Genomic DNA, 22,124 nt, shown 5'->3' with positions numbered 1-22,124 from the left:
GCGCACACGCTAGCAGCGTGTGCGCAGGTTGTCTCCGGTCAGAGGATGTAGCGCGACAGGTCGGGATCCTTGACCAGTTCGCCCAGGTGCACGTCCACGTAAGCCCGGTCGATCGTCAGCGACGTCCCGTCCTTGTCCGGCGCTTCGAAACTCAGCGTGTCGAGCAGGCGTTCCATCACCGTATGCAGGCGGCGTGCGCCGATGTTTTCCTGGCGGTCGTTCACCTGCTCGGCGATGTCGGCCAGGCGCTCGATCGCGTCGTCGTTGAACGTCAGGCCCACGCCTTCGGTCTTCAGCAACTCGACGTACTGGCGCGTGAGCGCGGCGCGCGGTTCGGTGAGGATGCGGACGAAGTCGGCCTTGCTCAGCGCCGAGAGTTCGACGCGGATCGGGAAGCGGCCCTGCATTTCGGGGATCAGGTCGCTGGGCTTGGCCAGGTGGAACGCGCCCGAAGCGATGAACAGGATGTGGTCGGTCTTCACCGGGCCGTACTTCGTGCTCACCGTCGAGCCTTCCACCAGCGGCAGCAGGTCGCGCTGCACGCCTTCGCGGGAGACGTCGGCACCGTAGCCTTCCGAGCGCTTGGCGACCTTGTCGATCTCGTCGATGAAGACGATGCCGTGTTGTTCGCACGCTTCGATCGCGGCCGCGCGGACGTCGTCTTCATTGACGAGCTTGCCGGCTTCCTCTTCGATCAGCAGCGGGCGCGCGGCCTTGATGGTCATGCGCTTGGTGTGCGTCTTGCCGCCCGCGACCTGCGAGAACATCTGCCGCAGCTGCTGGCCCATCTCTTCCATGCCGGGCGGCGCCATGATGTCGACGCCGACGTTCATCGCGACTTCCAGTTCAATTTCGCGCTCGTCCAGCGTGCCCGCGCGCAGTTGCTTGCGCAGCTTGGTGCGCGTGGCGGTTTCTTCCGGCGAGACTTCTTCCTGCGGTTCTTCGCTGGTGAAGCCGAACACGGTCGCCACCTGCCGCTTGGGCAGCAGCGCGGAAAGGATGCGTTCTTCCGCGCGATCCTCGGCCTGCGTGCGCACGCGCAGCTTGGCCTGTTCGCGATACATCTTGACCGCGGTGTCGGCGAGGTCGCGCACGATCTGCTCGACGTCCTTGCCCACGTAGCCGACTTCGGTGAAGCGCGTGGCTTCCACTTTCACGAAGGGCGCGTTGGCGAGCGTTGCCAGGCGGCGCGCGATTTCGGTCTTGCCCACGCCCGTGGGGCCGATCATCAGGATGTTCTTGGGCATCACCTCGTCGCGCAGGTCGGGTTCGAGCTGCATGCGGCGCCAGCGGTTGCGCAGCGCGATGGCCACTGCGCGCTTGGCCGCCTGCTGGCCGACGATGTGCTTGTCGAGTTCCTGCACGATCTCGCGCGGCGTCATGGTGGAGGAGGTTTGCACGGCGTAGTTGTTCATCAGAGCTCTTCCACCACGATGTTGCGGTTCGTGTAGATGCAGACATCGCCGGCGATGTTCAGCGATTCGGCGACGATGGTCCTCGCGTCGAGCGCGGTGTGCGCGAGCAGCGCGCGCGCCGCCGACAGTGCGTAGGGGCCGCCGGAGCCGATGGCGATGATCCCGTCTTCGGGTTCGATCACGTCGCCGGTGCCGGAGATGATGAGCGAGGTCTCCTTGTCAGCGACCGCGAGCAGGGCCTCGAGTTTCCCGAGGCGACGCTCGGTGCGCCAATCCTTCGCCAATTCCACCGCGGCGCGGGTGAGTTGGCCGTGTTTTTCGAGTTTTGCTTCGAACAGTTCGAACAACGTGAACGCGTCGGCCGCCGCACCGGCGAAGCCGGCGAGCACCTGGCCATCGCGCCCGAGTCGGCGCACCTTGCGCGCGTTGGCCTTCATCACGGTGTTGCCGAGCGTGACCTGGCCGTCGCCACCGACCGCGATCTTGCCGTCACGGCGGACGGACACGATGGTGGTGGCGTGGAAGCGGTTGGGATCCATGGAGGGGGTTCCAGTGGGTGTCCAACCGAGGTGGGGGTGGTCATCCGGGGATCAAGCGTGCGCGGATCGGGACGGTCGCCCCTGATATAGGCACGGTTCCGGGCAGGAGGTTTCTGGGAAAAAGCCTCCGTCGCTCGACGCGTTTTCCCTTCCGTGTGCTACGCCGCCGCCCCGCACACTTTTTCGATGACCTCCTCCCACTCCCGGCGACGCCTCGCCCGCCGCATCGCAGCGACGGCCGTGTTCCTGTGCTTCGGCACGGGTGCGGCCGCTGCGCCCGGCGACAGCGCGACGCATCGCGCACCCGACGATATCGATCAGGTACGCCCCGAGCCCGCGCTGGCGAGCCCGTTGCTGGTGGCTCGCGTCACCTCCGGTTTCGCGGTGCGCAAGCATCCGATCAAGAAGCGGCGCCAGCACCATGAGGGCGTGGACTTCGCCGCGCCGCTCGGCACGCCGGTGCGTTCGGTCGACGCCGGTGTCGTCACGTTCGCCGGCACGCAGAACGGCTACGGCAACGTCATCTACATCGAACACCCCGGCCACGATCGCACGACGCTGTACGCACACCTGCAGCGCATCGACGTGCGCAAGGGCGAACACGTGCTGCAAGGCGAAGTGATCGGCACGGTCGGGAAAACCGGCCTGGCCTCAGGACCGCACCTGCATTTCGAAGTCCACCAAGGCGGCAAGCCGATCGATCCGATGTCGCTGGCCTTTCGCGATGTCGTCGATCGAAGCGCCGCGCAGACGGCTTCGGCGTCGGTCGATGCGGCGAAAGTCGTCGCCGCCAACACGCCTGCCGTGCCCTGCATCGACCTGCTGCAGAAAGCCTCGCTCGAAACGCTGGATTCCGTTGAAGTCGAACTGTTGAGACAAGGGTGCCTCCGATGAAAACTTTCTCCGTGGGCCGCTGCGCCCTCCTCGCCCTCGTGTTGTCCCTGGCCGGGTGCGCCACGCAACCGCCGGCGCCCGATGCGCCGTTGCCCTTCGACGAAGCCGTCGCGAAGGCGACCGATCGCCTCGTCGCGCAACTGCCGGCCTTCTCCGCGCTGCCTTTGCTCGCGGCGCGCAATATCACGCACGACCCGTCGCTCGATGTCGAAACCGGGCAACAGACCGGCGCGACGCGCACGCTCGACAGTGCGATCGCGCGGAACATCGCCGAGCGCCATTCGAAACTCACGTTGCTGCCGTTCCAATCCAGCCATCTGGCGAACGCGCGCTATCTGCTTGCCAGCACGATGGCGCGCGAGGCCGGCCAACACGCCGGCGCGTTGCGCATCGAAATGGCGCTCGTCGAACGCGAGAGCGGCAACGTGGTTGCGCAAGCCTCCGCGCTCGCCAGCAACGAAGGCCTCGACCACGCGCCGCTGCCGTACTACCGCGACAGCCCCGTGCTGGTGAAGGATCGCGTGGTCGAAGGCTACATCCGCACCGCGGCGACGGCGCGCGGGCAGCGCGGCGATGCGTTCTATCTGGAGCGCATCGCGGTGGCGACGGCAGTGAACGAAGCCACCGAGCTCTACAACCAGGCGCGTTATCGCGAGGCGCTCGGCGAGTATCGCAGCGCGCTGGCTGTTCCGGCGGGCGAGCAGATGCGCGTGCTCAACGGCATCTATCTGGCGAACGTCAAGCTCGACCAGGCGAAGGAAGCTGAAGAAGCCTTCGGTCGCGTGGTGGCGATGGGCATCGCGTATCGCCAGCTGAGCGTGAAGTTCCTCTACAACCCGGGCACCGTCGCGTTCTTCGTCGATCCGCGCATCAGCACGCCCTATCCGATGTGGCTGCGGCAGATCGCGCGCGAGGCGCAGGCGGCGAAGACGTGCATGGACATCGTGGGCCACACCAGCCGCACCGGCCGCGTCGCGGCGAACGATGCCCTGTCGCTGCGTCGCGCGACCGACATCCAGCGCCGGCTCGTGCGCGAAGTGCCCGAACTGGCGTCGCGCACGCAAGCCCTCGGCATGGGCTTCCGCGAGAACATCATCGGCACCGGCTCGGATGACGCGATCGATGTGCTGGACAGGCGCGTGGAGTTCCGCATCCAGGCGTGCGGCGCGCAGGCCGCTTCGCGCTGATTATTTCTTGCGCCGCGCGCGCGGGTGCGCGGCGTCGTACACCTTCGACAGGTGTCCGAAATCCAGGTGGGTGTAGATCTGCGTCGTCGAGATGTCCGCGTGACCAAGCAGTTCCTGCACGCCCCGCAAATCGCCCGAAGACTCCAGCACATGGCTGGCGAAGCTGTGGCGCAACAAGTGCGGATGCACGCGCTTGAACAAACCTTGGCGCTGCGCAAGCGTGCGCAGCCGCAACTGCACGGCGCGCGAGGTCAGCGGCCCGTTGCGGCCGGGGAAGACGAACGCATCGTCGACGGAAGGCCGCTGGTCGGCCTTCCATTCGGTGAGCGCCGCGCGCGCATACGAACCGACCGGCACCGTGCGCTGCTTGCTGCCCTTGCCGAGCACCGTGACCATGCCGCCGGTGAGGTCGAGGTCGCGCCAGCGCAGCGCACACACTTCCGACAAGCGCAGGCCCGACGAATAGAACAGTTCGAGCAGCGCCCGGTCGCGCAGGCCGAGCGGGACGTCGGTCGAGACTTCGACCAACACCTTCGCCTCATCGGGATCGAGGATCTGCGGCAACTTGCGCGGCGCTTTCGGCGCACGGATCGGTTGCGCGGGATTGGCGGCGATCCGCCCGTGCCGCAACAACCAGCGATAGAAACTGCGGCACGCGGACAGGCGGCGTTGCAGGCTCTTCGGCGACAACCCGCGGCGATGTTCGCTCGCGATGAACGCGCGCAGTTGTTCGGTGTGCAACGTATCGACTTCGAGACTCTGCGCCGTCGCGTAGGCCTGCAATCCGTCGAGGTCGCGCCGATAGCCATCCAGCGTGTGCGGCGACATGCGCCGCTCCACTTCCAGGTGCGCCAGGTAATCGGCGATGGCGCCCATGCGCGTCGGCGCCGGTGTCAGCCCGGGAAACGCTGCAAGGCGACCGAAAGCGCTTCGCCCATCATCCGCAGGAACAGCGTGCCCATGCCGGGGAAGAAGCGATTGGGATCACGGCTGCCGACGCCGATCAGGCCGATGCCCGGAATCGAAAGCAGCGCGGTGGATTGCACGTCGTCGGCGCGCACGCCGTAGAGCAAGGCGTGCTTGTCCGGATGGAGGCGGCCGCAGATCGGTTCGCCGTCGGCGATCGCATCGCGGAACGGCGCCAGGCGCGGATCGCCGGCGGGAATCGATTGCCACCAGTCGGCATCGTCGAGACCCGCGACCGGCGCGAAGGTCAGGATGCGCACGAGGTCGCCCTGGAAATCCTCTTCGAGCGTCGCCGCCATCGCGCGCAGCGTGGTCGCCGGCGTGTCCTGGCGCATCAGGTTCAACGCGAGTTGGTGCGTGCGCACCGCGAGGCGTTCGTTTTCCTGCGCGTTGGCGAACAACTCCTGCAGGCGGCGCGCGAGTTCGCGGTTCTTGTCGCGCAACACTTCGAGCTGATAGCTCGCCAGCGATGCGGCGGGCCCGTCCTCGCGCGGCACGACCAGGCTGATCGCCAGGTCGGGGAATTGTTTGAGGAACGTGGGATGCCGGCGCAACCAGGCGGCGACTTCGTGGGCACCGAGTTTTTCGGTCGTCTCGCTCATGGCAACCATTCCCCTTCGAACACGAATGCGGCCGGACCGGCCATGGTGATCGGGCTGGCGTCGTCGGGCCAGGCGATCCGGAGTTCGCCGCCCGGGAGGGCGACGATGACGTCGCGGTCGACGCGGCCACGCCGCATCAGGATCGCGGCGGCCGCGCACGCGCCGCTGCCGCAGGCGAGCGTTTCGCCGACACCACGTTCGAACACGCGCAGGCGGATGCGATCGCGCGCGACCACTTGCGCGAAGCCGACATTCACCGATTCGGGAAACGCCGGGCTGCGCTGCAAGGCCGGGCCCTGCAATCCGACCCGCGCGGTGGCGATGTCGTCGACTTCGATCAGCGCGTGCGGGTTGCCCATCGAAGCGGCGCCGACGTGCAGCGTCGTGCCTTCGACGTCGATGTCGTAGGTATCGCGTGCCTCATCGCCTTGTTTCGCGAGCGGCACGTGCGCCGGCAGGAAGTCGGGCACGCCCATCGCGATGCGATAGCAGCTTCCGGGCAACACGTCGACCGCATGCGTGCCGGCCGGGCTGTCGAGCTCGAAGCGCGCACCTTGCGCCGCACCGTCGCGCACGACGAACGCGGCGACGCAGCGCGCACCATTGCCGCATTGCTGCGCCTGCGAGCCGTCGGCGTTCCAGATGCGATAGCTCGCGACGGACGAGGCGTTGCGCGGCGCTTCGATCGTGATGATCTGATCGCAGCCGACGCCTGCGTGGCGATCAGCGAGCGCGCGACACAGCGACGCATCGGGCGCGGGTTGTCCGTGCCGGAGGTCGACCATGACGAAGTCGTTGCCTGCGCCGTGCATTTTGGTGAAGCGCAGGAAGCGGCCGCCGGCCGCGTGCGGCTGGTTCATCGGATCGGTTTCAGCGCGGCGTACCGGGCGTCCCATCGGTGTCGGCCGGCGGAGCGGTCGTCGTTGCGGAGGGCGGCGCGACCGTCGCGGCAGGCGCCGGCATCACCGTCGCCGAGGACGACGGTGCGACCGATGCCGTCGATGCCGCCATGCCTTCCGGCATCTCCTGCGGTTCGGGATTGAGGATCAGCGGCCCCTTGTTGCCGCAGCCGGCGAGCGGCAAGGCGGCGAACAAGGCGACGGCGATGAGGCGGGCTCGGGTCATGGGCGCCAGTGTGTCACTTCGCGGCGGCGGTTTGCACGCTGTCCGCGCCGGCGGCGCCCAATTGCGAGAGCAGGAACGCGTACATCTCCGACAACTCGCGATAGCGGCGGAAGCGACCCGACTTGCCGCCATGCCCCGCATCCATGTTGATGCGGAAAAGCACCGGGCGATCCGGGCCGGCCGTGTCGAGGTCGCGCAGGCGCGCGACGTACTTGGCCGGCTCGAAGTACTGCACCTGCGAATCCCACAGCCCCGTGCCGACGAACATCGCCGGGTAGGCCTGCGCCTTGAGGTTGTCGTAGGGCGAGTACGACAGCATGTAGTCGTAGTAGTCCTTCTTCTCCGGATTGCCCCACTCGTCGTACTCGTTGGTGGTCAGCGGGATCGAGGGATCGAGCATCGTGGTCACGACATCGACGAAGGGCACCTGCGAAAGGATCACGCGGTACTTCTCCGGCGCCATGTTGGAGATCGCACCCATCAGCAGGCCGCCGGCGCTGCCGCCGTACGCGGCGACGCGATCCTTCGACGCATAGCCTTCCTTCACCAGGAAATCGGTGACGTCGATGAAGTCGGTGAAGGTGTTCTTCTTGTGGAACAACTTGCCGTCGTCGTACCACTTGCGGCCCATCTCCTGGCCGCCGCGGATGTGCGCGAGCACGTAGACCATGCCGCGATCGAGCAGGCTCACCGCCGGCAGGTTGAAGCCCGGGTCGGTCGACGAGCCATAGCTGCCGTAGGCGTACTGCAGCAGCGCGGCCGTGCCGTCCTTCTTGAAGCCCTTCTTGTAGACGACGGACACCGGGATCTTCGTGCCGTCGCGTGCGGTCGCCCACAAGCGCTCGGTCGTGTACTTCGACGGGTCGTAACCGATGACCGGATCGCGCTTCATCAGCTTGCGCTCGCCGGTCTTGGTGTTGAGTTCGTACACCGTGGCCGGCGTCGTCATCGACGTGTAGGTGTAGCGCAGCCAGTCGGTGTCCGGTTCGGCGTTGACCGACAGGCCCATGCCGTAGGCCGGTTCGTCGGCCTTGACGTATTCGGACTTGCCGTCGGCGCGCATCAGGCGCAGGCGTTCGAGGCCTTCGCTGCGTTCGGCGATGGCGGTGAAGCCGTCGAACAGTTCGAAGCCGTCGATGAAGACGTCCTCGCTGTGCGGAATCCAATCCTTCCACGCCTTGCGCGACGCCGAGCCATCGGGCGCGGTGACGACCTTGTAGTTCTTCGCGCCGTCGGCGTTCGTGCGAATGACCCAGCGACCGCCGTGATGGTCGGCTTCGTATTCGACGTCGCGTTCGCGCGGCGCGAGCACGGCGAAGGCCTTCGGATCGGCGGCGGGCGCGCAGCGGAATTCGCTCGACACCGTGCTGTCCACCTGGATGCAGATGAACTTGTCGTCGCGGGTGCGGCCCACGCCCATGTAGAAGCTGTCGTCTTTTTCCGTGTAGACGATTTCATCCTTGTTCGCCGGCGTGCCCAGCACGTGCTTCTGGATGCGCGTGGTGAGCAGCGTCTTCGGATCGTTCCAGACGTAAAAGAGCGTCTTGTTGTCGTCGGCCCACACCAGGTTCGGTGAGACGCCCGTCACTTCATCCGAATAGATCTCGCCCGTGGCGAGGTTCTTGATCTTGATCGTGTACTGGCGACGGCCAACGGCGTCTTCAGCCCACGCGAGCAGATTGTTGTCCTGGCTGACTTCCCAATCGCCGACGCTGAAGTAATCCTTGCCCGCCGCCATCGCGTTGACGTCGAGCAGCACTTCTTCGGCCGCGTCCATGGCACCCTTGCGGCGCGCGTAGACCGGATAGTCCTTGCCGGTTTCGAAGCGCGAGTAATACCAGTAGCCGCGCTCGTGGTACGGCACCGAGCTGTCGTCCTGCTTGATGCGGCCGACGATTTCCTCGTACAGCGCTTCCTGCAGCGGCTTCAGCGGCGCCATCACGGCGTCGGTGTACGCATTCTCGGCGTTGAGGTACGCGAGCATCTCCGGGTTCTTGCGCGTGTCGTCGCGCAGCCAGTAGTACTCGTCGTTGCGTTCGGCGCCGAAAGGCGCCTTGACGACGTAGGGCTTCTTGGCGACGTCAGGCGGTTGCGGAAGGTCGGCGGCGAAAGTGGTTGAAGTCATCAGCGTCACGGCGAGAAGGCAAGGGGTGAGTTTCATGTCGGGTCCGTTAGCGGCGGGTTACTTCGACAGTTCATTCCACAGGAAGGTGTACGCGAGCGCGTTCATGTGCGCCGACTGCGCGTTGTTCGCCGCGCCGCCGTGGCCGCCTTCGATGTTTTCGTAATAGCGGACGTCTTTGTTCGCGGCGAGCATCTTGGCCATCATCTTGCGGGCGTGGCCGGGGTGCACGCGATCGTCCGCGGTGGACGTGGCGAACAACACCGGCGGGTAGGTCTTCGTCGCGTCGAACAGGTGGTACGGCGAGAAAGTCTTGATGTATTCCCAGTCGGCCGTATCCGGATCGCCGTATTCGGCCATCCACGACGCACCGGCAAGCAGGTGGCTGTAACGCTTCATGTCGAGCAGCGGCACCTGCACGACGATCGCGCCGAACAACTCCGGATACTGCGTGAGCATGTTGCCCATCAGCAGGCCACCGTTGCTGCCGCCCATGATGCCCAGGCGCTGGTGAGTAGTGAGCTTGGAAGCAACGAGATCGTTGGCGACCGCCGCGAAGTCTTCGTACGCCTTGTGGCGATTGGCCTTCAGCGCGGCCTGGTGCCAGCGCGGTCCGTATTCGCCGCCGCCGCGGATGTTGGCGACCGCATACGCGCCGCCCTTCTCCAGCCAGCCCTTGCCGACGCCGCCGGAATACGCGGGCGTCATCGACACTTCGAAACCGCCGTAACCGTAAAGCAGCGTCGGCGTCGAACCGTCGTTCTTCGCATCCTTCGGCTTCACGAGGAAGTACGGGATGCGCGTGCCGTCCTTCGAGGTGGCGAAGTGTTGCTCGATGACGTGCGTGGTGGCGTTGAAGAACTGCGGGTTCGACTTGAGGGCTTCGGGCGCGGCGTCCTTCGACACGTCGGCCAGCATCAGGCTGGTCGGCGTCAGGTAGTCGGTGGCACTCACCCAAACCGCATCGCTTTCATCCGCGTCGACGGCGCCGACGGACAGCGCACCCATCGACGGAACACCGGTCAGCGGCTTACCAACCCAACCCGAATCCACGCCCGGCCCGGTCGACGGCGAGTAGCGCCACGACGTGAGCTCGCTGCGCACATCGCGCATCACGTTGAGCACGATTGCGTTCTTTGTCCAGGAGAATCCCGCGAGCGAAGTGTGTTCGTCGGGCGTGAACAGCGCGAAGAAGCTTCGATCACCGGCCATGAACCTGTCGAACTCGGTGACAAGCAGGGAGCCGGCCGGGAACGTCTGTCCTTGCGCTGTGTAAGGCTCGCGCAGTTCGAGCGCCAGCCACGGGCCATGTACTGACTTGTTCGCCGAATTCGGCGCATCGACCTTCGTCAGCTTGCCGTCGTCGCCGCGCAGATACAGCTCGTCGTTGTAGAACGCGATCGTGCGATACACGAAATCACGCTTGAACCCGGGCGTGAGGTCGCGCGCCGCGGCGATGTACATGTCCTGCGCCTGGCCTTCGTACACCTGCGTGGCCTGCGCGAGCGGCGTGCCGCGCTGCCATTGCTTCACGATGCGCGGATAGCCCGAGGGCGTCATCGAGCCCGGGCCGAAGTCGGTGTAGACGTAGGTGGTGTCCTTGTCGATCCAGCCCATGCCGCCCTTGGCTTCGGGGCGGAAGAAGCCGTCCTTCACCCACTCCTTCGTGGTGAGGTCGAATTCGCGCGTGACGTCAGCATCCGAGCCGCCGCGCGAAAGCGCGAGCAGGCAGCGCGTGTAATCGGGCTTGAGGCAATCGGCGCCGTGCCAGACCCAGTTTTCCTTCTCGGCGCGATTGAGCGCGTCGAGGTCGAGCACGGTTTCCCACTTCGGATCGGCCTTGCGGTATTCCTCGAGCGTGGTGCGACGCCAAAGGCCGCGCTCATGGTCCTTGTCCTTCCAGAAGTTGTAGTAATACGGGCCGATCTTCTCGACGCCGGGGATCTTGGCGGTCGAATCCAGGATGGCGCGGATGTCGGTTTCGAGTTTGCGGAACTGCGGCGTCGTGGCGAGTTCGGCTTCGCTCTTTGCATTCTGCTCGCGGACCCAGGCGATCGCCTTGTCGCCCTTCACGTCCTCGAGCCATTGATACGGATCGTCTGCCACGGCGGGCTCCTGCTTCGCGGGGGGCCCATCGGCGGTTTGTGCGTTGGCGACGGCAGCGGCGCCGCTGGCTGCGGCAAGCCCGAAGGCGATTCCTGCGATTAGGCGGAAAGACGACCCTTGGGGCATGACGGCTCCGGCGGCGATGGGCGGGCCGTCACGCTATCACGGGCCGCTCAGCGGGCGTGCGCCCACCGTGCGTGGACCCGGCGCAGGGCCCACAGCGCGCTGGCGGGCATCACGATCAGCCACAACGGCAGGAAGCCGACCGGCGTGTTGGTGCGTGCGGCGGGCAGCAGGACGACAGCGAGGACGCCGAACGTGAGGACGATGCGCAGGAGGCTGGCGAGGCGGGTGGTTTGGGCGGGGTGCATGGCGTTCGCTCCGGTGTTGTTGGAGCGGAGCTTTGATGCGCGGCATCTCACGGATTGCGAATGTCTGAGAACGTTCGTCGCTTCGCTCAACCCCACCCCGGCCCTCCCCTTGAAGGGGAGGGAGGTCAATAGCCCGCCACGTCGAGCGCCTTGTCGGCTTCCCTGCGGCCGACGTCGATCAACCCCTTCGCCCGCCAGAACTCATAGAACTGGCACGCATCGCGCGGGATGCGGATGACCAGCTCGGGCGGGTCGAGGGCGAGCTGCACGCGCGCGATCTGCGCCTGCATGGTGTCGAGCGAACGCGCCATGAGATCGGTGAAGCCCAGGCGGACGCGCGCCCTGTCCGCCGACGCATCGGTCGCGCGCGTGTGCATCCACGCGGTGAGCCAGCTGCGATGGTTCGGCGTCGGGCCCGACGGCGCGCTCGCTTCCGCCGGTTCGCCAGGCGGCCGTTGCGGCCATCCGTGCATGTCGACCGCGATCAGGCGATGCGCATCCGACAAGCGCGTCGCCGCGATCGGCAAGGGCGCGAGCAAGCCGCCATCGACCAGCGCGCGCCCATGGATCATGTGCGGCGTGAACAAGCCCGGGATCGCGAACGACGCCCGGATCGCATCCCACATGTCGCCTTCGCGCAGCCACACTTCGCGCTGGCGCAGCACGTCGACCGCCACCGCGGTGAAATCGATCGAGAGGTCTTCGATCTTCGGCGAGCCGGCGATTTCGCGCAGCGCGGCGATCAGACGCGTGCCTTCGAACAGGGCCGAACGCCCGAAGCCCGGATCGAGCAACCGCAACATCGTGCGGCGATCCATCGACAGCAACCAATCGCGATACTCGGGCAACTTGCCCGACGCATGCAACCCACCGACCAGCGCGCCGCTGGAAGACCCGGCGATCGCGACGATGTCCATGCCGCGCGCCTGCAGCGCTTCGATCACGCCGATCTGCGCAAGCCCGCGCGCGCCGCCCGCGCCGAGGACCAGCGCGACCTTTTCCCCGCTGCGGATCTTCGGAGGATCGGCCGGCGACATCAGCGCTCGTAGTTGGAAATGGCGAGCGAGAGCAGCGAGCGCGCCTGTTCGCGCAGCGCCGGCGGATCGACGATCTCCGCATCGCTGCCGTAATGCAGCACGTCCATCAGCAATTCGCGCGAGTTGCTGTAGGGCAGCTTGAGTTCATAGCGCCCGTCGGGCAGGAAGCGGCCCTGCTGCTGCGAATGCCAGCGCTCGTCGGCTACCCAGCGCGCCGCTTTCGGGCTGAAGACGATCGTGGCCCAGTTCTTCGGCGGGCCGGAGAAGATGCCGTAGCTCGACGCCAGGTGTTCGTCGAGCTGCGCGTCCTCGATGTCGCGCGCCTCACCATCCAGCATCTTCGCCGAGGCGATGCGGTCGACGGCGAAGCTGCGCAGCCCTTCGCGATCCTCGTCCCACGCATCCAGGTACCAGTTGTCGCGATAGTGCGTGACCCGCTGCGGCGACACGGTGCGGCGGGTCTTCTCATCCGTCGAACGCGCGCGATAGTCGAACGTCAGCTTGTGTCGGCTGAGCACGGCCGAGGCGACGATGCGGAACGAATGCTCGTCCAGGCGGCGCGGGCGGCTGGCGATCACGCGCACGCGTTCCACCGGCCAGCGCTTGCCGCCAGCCTGCTCTTCCAGCAGCTTCTCCACGCGCGACTGCAAGGGCGCGAGCGCGGTCGACAGCAAGCCGCCGCCGCTGCGCGAAAGCAACTGCTGCGCGGCGAGCAGCGCGTGCAGCTCTTCGGAGTTGAGCCACAGGCCCGGCAGTTCGAAGCGATCGCTTTCGGTGGCGTCGTACTTGAAGCCGGCCTCGCCGTCGCCGACCACCGGCGCCATCAGCCCATCGCGCAGGAAGGCGAGGTCGCGATAGACGGTGGCGCGCGAGCAGCCCAGTTCGTCCTGCAACCGCGCGACCGTCACCGGATAGCGTGCGGCCTTGAGGAGGCGGTGGAGGGCGTTGATGCGTTCGTAGCGGTCCATGTGCGGATTAGAGCAGGGAATGGGGAATGGGGAATAGGGAATGGTTGGAACGACGCGACCTGGGGCGAAGGCGACCTACGGCGAGACAACTATTCCCCATTCCCCATTCCCTATTCCCGCTTCTTCTACAATCCCGGCATGCGCGAGCCCCAGCTCAATCCGTCCCCTTCACCGGGCGACGCCGTTCATTCGACCACCTGCTACATGTGCGCGTGCCGCTGCGGCATCAGGGTGTGGACGCTCGACGGGCGCATCCGCTACATCCAGGGCAATCCGGATCACCCGGTGAACCGCGGCGTGCTGTGCGCCAAGGGCTCGGCCGGGCTGATGCAGCATTACTCGCCCGCGCGCCTGACGCGCCCGCTGCTGCGCGTGGGCGAACGTGGCAAGGGTGAGTTCAAGGAAATCGGCTGGGACGAAGCGATGGAGATCGCCACGTCCTGGCTCGCGCCGATCCGCGCGCGCAATCCCGATGAACTCGCCTTCTTCACGGGCCGCGACCAGTCGCAGGCGCTCACCGGCTGGTGGGCGCAGCAGTTCGGCACGATCAATTACGCCGCGCACGGCGGGTTCTGCTCGGTGAACATGGCCGCCGGCGGGCTGTACACGCTGGGCGGCTCGTTCTGGGAATTCGGCGAACCCGACTGGGACCACACGCAATACCTGATGTTGTGGGGCGTGGCCGAAGACCACGACTCCAATCCGATCAAGCTCGGCCTGGGCAAGCTCAAGGCGCGCGGCGCGAAGATCGTCGCGGTCAACCCGGTGCGCACCGGCTACGGCGCGATCGCGGATGAGTGGATCGGCATCCGCCCGGGCACCGACGGGTTGTTCGCCTTCGCGCTGATCCATGAATTGCTGCGCAGCGATCGCATCGACCTGGATTACCTGGTGCGTTACGCCAATGCGCATTGGCTGGTGATCCGCAATCCGGGTGGCGCGGACGACGGGCTGTTCGCGCGCGATGCGAAGGGCGAGCCACTTTGCTGGACTCCCTCCCCTGCGAATGCAGGGAGCGAGCCGACGCGCTCACCTGCTGCCACAGCAGCAGGTGCGTCGGTGAGCCCGCCAGCATCGCTGGCGGAAAGCCGGGGAGGGGTGCAGTTGGCGAACGCCATCGACATCAGCCCCGCCGTCGTCGGCGAATACACGCTCGAAGACGGCCGCACCGCCATCCCCGCCTTCCAGCTGCTCGTCGAACGCTACCTCGATCCGCAATATTCCCCCGACGCCGTCAGCGAACGTTGCGGCATCCCGGCCGACACCATCCGCCGCATCGCACGCGAGCTTGCGAGCGCGGCCTTCGATTCGAAGCTCACGCTGCCGATCGCCTGGACCGACAGCTGGGGTCGCGAACACGCGCAGATGGAAGGCCGTCCCGTGTCGATGCATGCGATGCGCGGCATCAGCGCGCACAGCAACGGCTTCCACACCTGCCGCGCACTGCATGTATTGCAGTTGCTGCTCGGCGCCGTGGATGCGCCGGGCTCGTTCCGCTTCCAACCGCCGTTCCCGAAACCCATTCCGCCGGCGAATCGCCCCGGCAAGAAGCGCCGCGACGACGGCGGCCTCGACGCCGCCCCGCTCGGCTTCGTGCACGCGCCCGAAGATCTGGTCGTCGATGAAGACGGCCAGCCGCGCCGCATCGACCACGCGTATTCGTGGGCGTATCCGCTCGCCGCGCACGGCATGATGCACACGATGATCCGCAACGCGTGGGCGGGCGATCCCTATCGCATCGACACGCTGCTGATGTTCATGGCGAACATGAGCTGGAACTCGGCGATGAACACCGGCGAGACGATGCATTGGCTCACCGACAAGTTCGAGGATGGCGAGTACCGCATCCCGCACATCATCTACAGCGATGCGTATGCATCGGAGATGGTGGCGTACGCGGACCTCGTGCTCCCGGATACGACGTACCTCGAACGGCACGACGCGATTTCGCTGCTCGATCGCCCGATCTCCGATGCCGACGGCGCGGGCGACGCGATCCGCCACCCGATCTTCGATTCGGCCACGCAACCCACCGATGACGGTCGCGCGCGCGACGTGCGCGGGTTCCAGACCGTGCTGCTCGAACTCGGCACGCGCCTGGGCTTGCCCGGCATGGTCGGACCCGATGGCGCGCCGAAATACCGCGACTACGCCGACTACATCGTCAACCACGAACGCATGCCGGGCGTCGGCCTGCTCGCCGGCTGGCGCGGCGCCGATGGGTCGCTCGAAGGCAAGGGCCCGCCGAATCCCAACCAGTTGCAGAAGTACATCGAGCACGGCGGGTTCTGGCACGCGCCGATTCCCGAATCCGCGCGCTATTACAAGATGGCGAATCGCGATTACCTGCGCTGGGCGCACGGCTTCGGCTTCGTGCCCAACGAACAGCCGATCGTGATGCAGCTGTATTCGGAAACGTTGCAGAAGTTCCGGCTTGCGGCGCAGGGCCACGGCGCGCATCAACCGCCGGACGAACACCGCACGCGCGTGGCGACCTACTTCGATCCGCTGCCGATCTGGTACGAACCCTTCGAACACGACGAGACATCGCGCGACACGTATCCGCTGAGCGCGATCACGCAGCGCCCCATGTACATGTATCACGCGTGGGGTTCGCAGAATGCGTGGCTGCGGCAGATCCAGACGCGCAACGCGCTGTACGTGCATCCGGCCACCGGCGTGCAGTACGGGCTCGAAGAAGGCGACTGGGCCGACGTGACATCGCACAACGGCACGATCACCGTGCAGGTGCGGTTCGCCGGCAACGTGCAGCCCGACACCGTGTGGAGCTGGAATGCGATCGGCAAGCGTCGCGGTGCGTGGCGGTTGTCGAAGGATGCGCCGGAGAGCAAGCGCGGCTTCCTCCTCAATCATCTGATTTCCGATGTCACGCCGAAGGGCGATTACGCCAACGCCGATCCGGTGACGGGCCAGGCGGCGTGGTTCGACCTGCGCGTGCGCATCGCGAAGTCGGAGACGGCCGGCGAGAGCGCGCCGCAATTCGCGCCGCTGCCGTTCCCCGAAGCGCCCGAACATCCGCTGCGTTACGGCGCGCAATCGCGCAATCTCGAACACCCGAGCAAGACCTCGACGGACGACACGCTGCCATGACCGATTTGCCGCCGCCGTCGAAAAAGAAACTCGGGCTCGTCATCGACCTCGACACCTGCGTGGGCTGCCACGCGTGCGCCACCGGGTGCAAACAGTGGAACAGCGGTGGCATGGCAGGCCCCGTGACCGACGAGAAGCCCTACGGCAAGGATCCGTCGGGCGTGTGGTTCAACCGCATCCACAGTTACGAACTCGAACAAGTGCCGGCGACGAACGAAGCGCCCGCGCAACCGGCGATGACGCTGCACTTCCCGCGCTCGTGCCTGCATTGCGAAACGCCCGCGTGCGTCACTGTGTGCCCGACCGGCGCGAGCTACAAGCGCGCGTCGGACGGCATCGTGCTCGTCGATGAAGACAAGTGCATCGGCTGCAAGCTGTGTTCGTGGGCCTGCCCGTACGGCGCGCGCGAGTACAGCGAAGTCGAAGGCGTGATGAAGAAATGCACGCTGTGCGTCGACCGCATCTACAACGAGAATCTCCCCGAATCCGAACGCGAGCCCGCGTGCGTGCAGGTGTGCCCGACGCGCGCGCGCCACTTCGGCGATCTCGGCGATCCGGAATCCAAGGTGTCCAAGCTCGTCGCCGAGCGCGGCGGGCTGCCGCTGCTGCCCGAACTCGGCTACGCGCCCGTCAATCGCTATCTCCCGCCGCGGCCGCGTCGCGCGGGCGGTGGCGACGAAGTCGCTGTCGCTGAACCCCCTGTCGACGTCACGCCCAAGCGTTGGCTCGATCGCATCTTCCGCCGCTGAGGAGTTCCACCATGGCCGATCCCACGCCGGTGCTCGTCACCACCACGCATTCCATCGAAGGCCGCCGCATCGTCGCCTACAAGGGGCTCGTCGGCGGCGACGCGATCCTCGGCGCGAACATGTTCCGCGATTTCTTCGCCGGCATCCGCGACATCCTGGGCGGCCGCTCGGGTTCCTACGAGAAGGTGTTGCGCAAGGCCAAGCAGGAAGCGATCGACGACATGATCGAGCAGGCGCGCGAGTTCGGCGCGAATGCGGTCGTCGGCGTCGACCTGGATTACGAGACCATCCAGATCCAGGAAGGCGGTTCGATGCTGATGGTCTCGGCGTCGGGCACGGCGGTCGTGTTGGAGTGATCCGCTAAATGCATCCCGCGCTTTCGGTCATCTTCTTCACCACGCTGTCGGGCGCGGGTTATGGCTTGTTGTTCTGGGCGGGCTGGCATGCGCTGACAGGGCAAAGCGCGGCGCGCACCCTGCTGGTGTCCATCGCGCTGGCGATCGCGCTGTCGACGATCGGCTTGCTCAGCTCGCTGATGCACCTGGGCAAGCCGCAGCGCGCGTGGCGCGCGTTCTCGCAATGGCGCACGTCGTGGTTGTCGCGCGAAGGCGTTGCGGCGATGGCGACGTTCGTCATCGCTGCCATCCTCGCCACCGCCTGTCTCCCTCCCCTGCTCGCAGGGGAGGGCTGGGGAGGGGTCGCTCTAGGCGCGCCAGGTAAAGCCATTGCGCTCCTGTCCATGCTAGCCGCCCTCATCACCGTCTACTGCACCGCGATGATCTACGCCTCGCTCAAGCCGATCCCGGCCTGGGGGCACCGCCTCGTGCCGACGGTGTACCTGCTGTTTTCGCTGTTCACCGGTGGCTTGCTCTTCTGCGCCATCGCCACCGCGCTCGGACGGCCGGTGTCGAACATGATCGCCCTCGCCGGCTTCGCGGCCGCGATCGCACTGCTGGTGATGAAGGTGAAGTACTGGCGCGATGTCGATGTGCCGCTGCCCGCCACGCGCGGCGACGCGATCGGGCTGCCGCAACGCACGGCGACCGTGTTCGAACGTCCGCACACCGAAGCCAATTACCTGACGAAGGAAATGGGCTTCGTGGTCGCCCGTCGGCACGCGCGCACGTTGCGGCGCATCGCGCTCGTGCTGTTCGCGGCGCTGCCGATCCTGTTCCTGCTGCCGACGTGGCTGTTCGTCCACATGGATGCGGCGCCTTGGTACGCCGCCGCGGCGCTGTGCGCACTCGCCGGCGCGTTCGTCGAACGCTGGTTGTTCTTCGCCGAAGCCAAGCACATGGTGACGCTCTATTACTGAGCGTCGATGAAGTCGCGCGCGCCGAGCGAAAGCAGGTGCTGCGCGACTTCGAGGCCGAGCGCCTCGCGATCCGATCCCGTCGACTCCGCGCGCACGACGCGCCCGTCGTGCGCCGATCCCACCAGGCCCTGCAGATGCAGCGTCGCGCCCGCGCGGCGCGCGAACGCCGCCACCGGCACATGGCAACTGCCGTGCAGCGCGCGGTTCATCGCGCGCTCGGCTTCGACGCATTCGCGCGTGGCCGCATCATCGAGCGCGGCGAGCAACGCGAAGGTCTCCGGCGTGTCGTCGCGACATTCGATCGCGATCGCGCCCTGCGCCGGCGCAGGCAACCATTCGGGCGCATCCAGGCGCGTGCGGATGCGCGATTCGAAACCCAGGCGCGCAAGCCCCGCGCACGCGAGCACGATGGCGTCGTAGTCGCCCGCATCGAGTTTCGCCAAGCGCGTGTTGACGTTGCCGCGCAGGTCACGCAGATCGAGATCCGGGCGACGCGCGCGCAATTGCGCCTGACGCCGCAACGATGACGTGCCGACCACCGCGCCATGCGGAAGGTCTTCGATGTTCTCGAAGCGATTGCTGACGAAGGCATCTGCGTAATCCGCACGCACCAGGATCGCCGGCATCGCGAAGCCCGGCTCCAGCACCATCGGCACGTCCTTCAGCGAATGCACCGCGCAATCCGCTTCGCCGCGCTGCATCGCGATTTCGAGTTCCTTGAGGAACAGGCCCTTTCCGCCGATCGCCGCGAGCGAGCGATCGAGGACTTCGTCGCCGCGCGTGCTCATCGGCACGAGCACGACGTCGAGCCCCGGATGCGCGGCGCGCAGGCGGTCGGCGACGTGTTCGGTCTGCCAGAGGGCGAGCGGGGATTTGCGGGTGGCGATGCGGAGTTGCATGGGGCGGGAACGGGGAATGGGGAATAGGGAATTGTAATTGCGCAGGCACTGACGCCGCTGCGAATCAACTATTCCCTATTCCCCATTCCCTATTCCCCGCTCAGAGGTGCTTCACCGTCTCGCGCAGGTGCGCCACGCAGCGCCGGCTCACTTCCAGCGGATGCTCGCCATGCCGCAGCACGGCCTGCACGTGGCCGTCGGGGGCGCGCTTGAGTTCGACGATCTCGTGGCGCGCCACCAGGCAATTGCGGTGGATGCGCACGAAGCGGTCGCCGAATTCCTCTTCCAGCGACTTCAGCGATTCCTCGATCAGGTCTTCGCCGCGCGCGTGGTGCACGACGACGTACTTCTCCTCCGCCTGGAGGTAATGCACGTCTTCGATGGGAATCAGGCGCAGGCTGCCGCGCAAACGCGCGCACAGGTGCGTGCGGTGTTGTTCGTGCCGGATCTCGCCATCGGTGGCGGCGCCGTTGCCGTTGCGGCCCGCGGCGAAGGTGCGCGCGCGTTCCAGCGCGGCGGCCAGGCGCTCGGGTCGCACGGGTTTGACGAGGTAGTCGATCGCCGCGGCTTCGAAGGCCGACAGCGCATGCGCGTCGTACGCGGTGCAGAACACCACGGCGGGGCGTGGTTCGAATGCGGCGAGGTGGCGCGCGGTTTCCAGGCCATCGATGCCCGGCATCGCGATGTCGAGCAGCACGAGGTCGGGGTGGTGCGTGGCGCACGCATGCAGCGCCTCGCGCCCATCGCCTGCTTCCGCGACCAGCTCGATCCCGGGCTGTTCCGCAAGCAAGTCGCGCAGGCGTTCGCGCGCAAGGGGTTCGTCGTCGGCGATCAACACTCTCACGAGCGATCTCCTGCTAGAGCGGGACCCGAAGCTCAGCCAGATAGTAGCCCTCGTGCCAGTGTCCGGTCACGCGGGCCTTCGGGCCGAACGCATAAGCCAGCCGATGGGCGATGGAACGTTGCGCATGGCCACTCCCACCCCGCCCCGGGGTGGGTCCGTCGTCAGCGCTCGCGTCCCGTTCCCTCGGCGGGGGTGCGGGGTTATGAACGCTGATATGCAGCCCATCCGGCCGCAGGGCGAGTTCGATGTCGATCGTGCCGCCCGCCGGAAGCCGCGAAATGCCATGCAGGACGGCGTTTTCGACCAGGGGCTGCAGCACCAGGCGCGGGAGCCGGAGCTGCCAGGGCAGCGTCTCATGCCGCCCGCGCCAGCGCACCTGCAGGCGCTCGCCGAGGCGGAGCTGCTCGATCGACAGATAGCGCTCGGCCAGTTCGACTTCCTCGGCCAGGCTCGAATCGCCCTCGCCGGCGCCCAGCGCCGCGCGGAACAGGTCGGACAGGTCCAGCACCGCGCGCTCGGCCACGTCGGGGTCGCGGCGGACGAGGCCGGCGATGGTGTTCATGCTGTTGAAGAGGAAATGGGGCTTGATGCGTGCCTGCAGCGCATCGGCTTCGGCGCGCGCGCTCGCGCGCACCTGCTTCTGCCAGCCATCGACGGCGTAGAGGTAACGCAGCACCACGCTGACGATCAGCGTCGCGATCGCCGCGCTGCCGCCGATGAAGCGATGGATGCGCACCGTTTCGGGCACCAGCCCGAGCGCCAGGCCACGATCGACCGCATGCACGAGCGCCGCGCCGGTCGCGGCGATCAACGCGGCGACGAGCACCGCGACGGTCCCGCCGAGCCCGGGCTTCATCCGCGAAAACGACCGGCGCGAGACGCACAACACCACCGAGACGGTGAGCGACAACCACAGGGCGAACGCACTGGCCGAAGCGAAGCGCGCCGCGGTCCATTCGGCTTCCGAGGCCGGCGCGAGCGCGATGATGCACACGACCAGTTCGGCCACGCCGAGCATGATCGCCAGCCGCCCGAGGCGGCACAGGTCCGGCAACCAAGGCTCGCCGGGCGTTGACTCCATGGTCAGCCGGCGAACCTGCGGTCGAACCAATCGCGCAGGTCGCGCACTTCCTCCGGGCACACGGCGTGCGGCATGGCATAGGAACGCCAGGTCACGTCGAACCCGAGATCGCCCAGCATCTTGCTGGTCGCAACGCCGGCCTGGATCGGAATCACCGGATCGGCCTCGCCATGCGCGAGGAAGATGGGTTGCTGCCGGGCTTCGGCCGTCGCCTTTTCGCCCGCGAGGTCGTGCGACATCGGCAGGTAGGTCGACAGCGCGACCACGCCGGCCAACGGCGTCTTGCGCGTGAGCATCGCGGCGAGCGCGATCGCGCCGCCCTGCGAGAAGCCGGCCAGGAAGGTGCGTTCGGGCGGGATGCCGCGGGCCTGTTCGCGGTCGAGCAGCGCACCGACCTGCGCCGTCGACACCGCGACGCCTTCGGCATCGGCGCGATTGGCCAGGTCGAAGTCGCGGATGTCGTACCACGCGCGCATGCGCATGCCGGCGTTGATCGTCACCGCACGCACGGGCGCATGCGGGAAGACGAAGCGCACCGCGGGCCATTCGGGGCGCGCGAGCTCGGGTACCAGCGGGACGAAGTCGTGCCCGTCGGCGCCGAGGCCATGCAGCCAGAGCACGGCCCAGCGCGGATCGGGTCCGGTCTCTTCCTCGATGGTCTCGAGCAGATCGATGGCGTCCATGAAGCCTCCCGCGGCTGTACTCAGCCTTCCTCTCGGCCGCAGTCTAGTGCAAGCACGGGGCAGCAAGCGGCGCAAACGGCTGTCCGACGCGGGCCGCGTGCCCCGTTGGC

At 66.9% G+C, this 22,124-nt stretch carries 21 protein-coding genes; 6 read left to right on the top strand and 15 right to left on the bottom strand.

Annotation, left to right across the window (positions count from 1 at the left end; all coding sequences use genetic code 11):
* Positions 1 to 38 precede the first annotated feature (38 nt).
* On the bottom strand, positions 39 to 1,382 hold the full coding sequence (gene hslU / locus GN331_RS04330) for an ATP-dependent protease ATPase subunit HslU (protein WP_197427037.1): 1,344 nt from the start codon (positions 1,380 to 1,382) through the stop codon (positions 39 to 41).
* 32 nt (positions 1,383 to 1,414) lie between these two features.
* Positions 1,415 to 1,954: an ATP-dependent protease subunit HslV gene (gene hslV, locus GN331_RS04325; protein WP_156640617.1), complete on the bottom strand. Its 540-nt coding sequence runs from the start codon at positions 1,952 to 1,954 to the stop codon at positions 1,415 to 1,417.
* A gap of 186 nt (positions 1,955 to 2,140) precedes the next feature.
* Between hslV and GN331_RS04320 the strand changes: the two genes are divergently transcribed.
* Together GN331_RS04320 and GN331_RS04315 are read left to right on the top strand one after the other, a co-directional pair.
* Positions 2,141 to 2,848, top strand: coding sequence for a M23 family metallopeptidase (locus GN331_RS04320; protein ID WP_156640615.1), 708 nt, complete (start codon positions 2,141 to 2,143; stop codon positions 2,846 to 2,848).
* Positions 2,845 to 4,035, top strand: coding sequence for an OmpA family protein (locus tag GN331_RS04315; RefSeq protein WP_156640614.1), 1,191 nt, complete (start codon positions 2,845 to 2,847; stop codon positions 4,033 to 4,035). Before GN331_RS04320 ends, GN331_RS04315 begins: the two co-directional genes overlap by 4 nt.
* Here the strand turns inward: GN331_RS04315 and xerC are convergent, their stop codons facing one another.
* From xerC to GN331_RS04270, 9 genes are all read right to left on the bottom strand, one after another.
* Entirely contained in the window at positions 4,036 to 4,911 is an 876-nt protein-coding gene (gene xerC / locus GN331_RS04310) for a tyrosine recombinase XerC (protein WP_156640613.1), read from the bottom strand.
* A 17-nt stretch (positions 4,912 to 4,928) separates the two neighbouring features.
* On the bottom strand, positions 4,929 to 5,603 hold the full coding sequence (locus tag GN331_RS04305; RefSeq protein WP_156640611.1) for a DUF484 family protein: 675 nt from the start codon (positions 5,601 to 5,603) through the stop codon (positions 4,929 to 4,931).
* On the bottom strand, positions 5,600 to 6,463 hold the full coding sequence (dapF, locus tag GN331_RS04300) for a diaminopimelate epimerase (protein WP_231734330.1): 864 nt from the start codon (positions 6,461 to 6,463) through the stop codon (positions 5,600 to 5,602). Before dapF ends, GN331_RS04305 begins: the two co-directional genes overlap by 4 nt.
* Positions 6,464 to 6,473: 10 nt before the next feature.
* Entirely contained in the window at positions 6,474 to 6,728 is a 255-nt protein-coding gene (gene lptM, locus GN331_RS04295) for an LPS translocon maturation chaperone LptM (RefSeq protein ID WP_156640609.1), read from the bottom strand.
* Between the two features lie 13 nt (positions 6,729 to 6,741).
* On the bottom strand, positions 6,742 to 8,853 hold the full coding sequence (locus GN331_RS04290; RefSeq protein ID WP_231734329.1) for a S9 family peptidase: 2,112 nt from the start codon (positions 8,851 to 8,853) through the stop codon (positions 6,742 to 6,744).
* A gap of 57 nt (positions 8,854 to 8,910) precedes the next feature.
* Positions 8,911 to 11,082: a prolyl oligopeptidase family serine peptidase gene (locus tag GN331_RS04285; protein WP_156640605.1), complete on the bottom strand. Its 2,172-nt coding sequence runs from the start codon at positions 11,080 to 11,082 to the stop codon at positions 8,911 to 8,913.
* A gap of 47 nt (positions 11,083 to 11,129) precedes the next feature.
* Entirely contained in the window at positions 11,130 to 11,327 is a 198-nt protein-coding gene (locus tag GN331_RS04280; protein WP_156640603.1) for a hypothetical protein, read from the bottom strand.
* Between the two features lie 125 nt (positions 11,328 to 11,452).
* The gene (locus GN331_RS04275; RefSeq protein WP_156640601.1) at positions 11,453 to 12,364 is read right to left on the bottom strand and encodes a patatin-like phospholipase family protein; all 912 of its coding nucleotides are present in this window, start codon (positions 12,362 to 12,364) and stop codon (positions 11,453 to 11,455) included.
* Entirely contained in the window at positions 12,364 to 13,332 is a 969-nt protein-coding gene (locus tag GN331_RS04270) for a helix-turn-helix transcriptional regulator (RefSeq protein ID WP_156640599.1), read from the bottom strand. The genes GN331_RS04275 and GN331_RS04270 overlap by 1 nt, the downstream gene beginning before the upstream one ends.
* Positions 13,333 to 13,470: 138 nt before the next feature.
* Between GN331_RS04270 and GN331_RS04265 the strand changes: the two genes are divergently transcribed.
* Genes GN331_RS04265 through GN331_RS04250 form a run of 4 tightly spaced genes read left to right on the top strand, consistent with a single transcriptional unit; the run spans position 13,471 to position 18,507 of the window.
* Positions 13,471 to 16,443, top strand: a complete 2,973-nt coding sequence (locus tag GN331_RS04265) for a molybdopterin oxidoreductase family protein (RefSeq protein WP_156640597.1) — start codon at positions 13,471 to 13,473, stop codon at positions 16,441 to 16,443.
* Positions 16,440 to 17,192 (top strand): 4Fe-4S dicluster domain-containing protein, encoded by a 753-nt coding sequence (locus GN331_RS04260; protein ID WP_156640595.1) that lies wholly within the window; start codon positions 16,440 to 16,442, stop codon positions 17,190 to 17,192. The genes GN331_RS04265 and GN331_RS04260 overlap by 4 nt, the downstream gene beginning before the upstream one ends.
* Before the next feature lie 11 nt (positions 17,193 to 17,203).
* On the top strand, positions 17,204 to 17,548 hold the full coding sequence (locus GN331_RS04255) for a heavy metal-binding domain-containing protein (RefSeq protein ID WP_156640593.1): 345 nt from the start codon (positions 17,204 to 17,206) through the stop codon (positions 17,546 to 17,548).
* An 8-nt stretch (positions 17,549 to 17,556) separates the two neighbouring features.
* Entirely contained in the window at positions 17,557 to 18,507 is a 951-nt protein-coding gene (locus GN331_RS04250; RefSeq protein WP_156640591.1) for a dimethyl sulfoxide reductase anchor subunit family protein, read from the top strand.
* On the opposite strand, the gene hemC is transcribed toward GN331_RS04250, so the two are convergent.
* The 4 genes from hemC to GN331_RS04230 all read right to left on the bottom strand — a co-directional run bounded on the left by hemC (position 18,501) and on the right by GN331_RS04230 (position 22,014).
* Positions 18,501 to 19,406 (bottom strand): hydroxymethylbilane synthase, encoded by a 906-nt coding sequence (gene hemC / locus GN331_RS04245; RefSeq protein ID WP_156640589.1) that lies wholly within the window; start codon positions 19,404 to 19,406, stop codon positions 18,501 to 18,503. The two genes, GN331_RS04250 and hemC, sit on opposite strands and share 7 nt — an antisense overlap.
* A gap of 100 nt (positions 19,407 to 19,506) precedes the next feature.
* Complete coding sequence (locus GN331_RS04240) at positions 19,507 to 20,250, bottom strand: LytR/AlgR family response regulator transcription factor (protein WP_331713364.1); 744 nt, start codon at positions 20,248 to 20,250, stop codon at positions 19,507 to 19,509.
* Between the two features lie 13 nt (positions 20,251 to 20,263).
* A complete protein-coding gene (locus GN331_RS04235; protein ID WP_156640585.1) occupies positions 20,264 to 21,331 on the bottom strand; it encodes a sensor histidine kinase in 1,068 nt (355 codons plus the stop codon).
* Positions 21,332 to 21,333: 2 nt separating this feature from the next.
* Positions 21,334 to 22,014, bottom strand: coding sequence for an alpha/beta hydrolase (locus GN331_RS04230; RefSeq protein ID WP_156640583.1), 681 nt, complete (start codon positions 22,012 to 22,014; stop codon positions 21,334 to 21,336).
* Between the last annotated feature and the right edge of the window lie 110 nt (positions 22,015 to 22,124).

It is taken from the genome of Noviluteimonas gilva (assembly GCF_009740395.1).
GTDB classification, from domain to species: domain Bacteria; phylum Pseudomonadota; class Gammaproteobacteria; order Xanthomonadales; family Xanthomonadaceae; genus Noviluteimonas; species Noviluteimonas gilva.
This window is presented reverse-complemented; position numbering and strand designations above follow the sequence as displayed.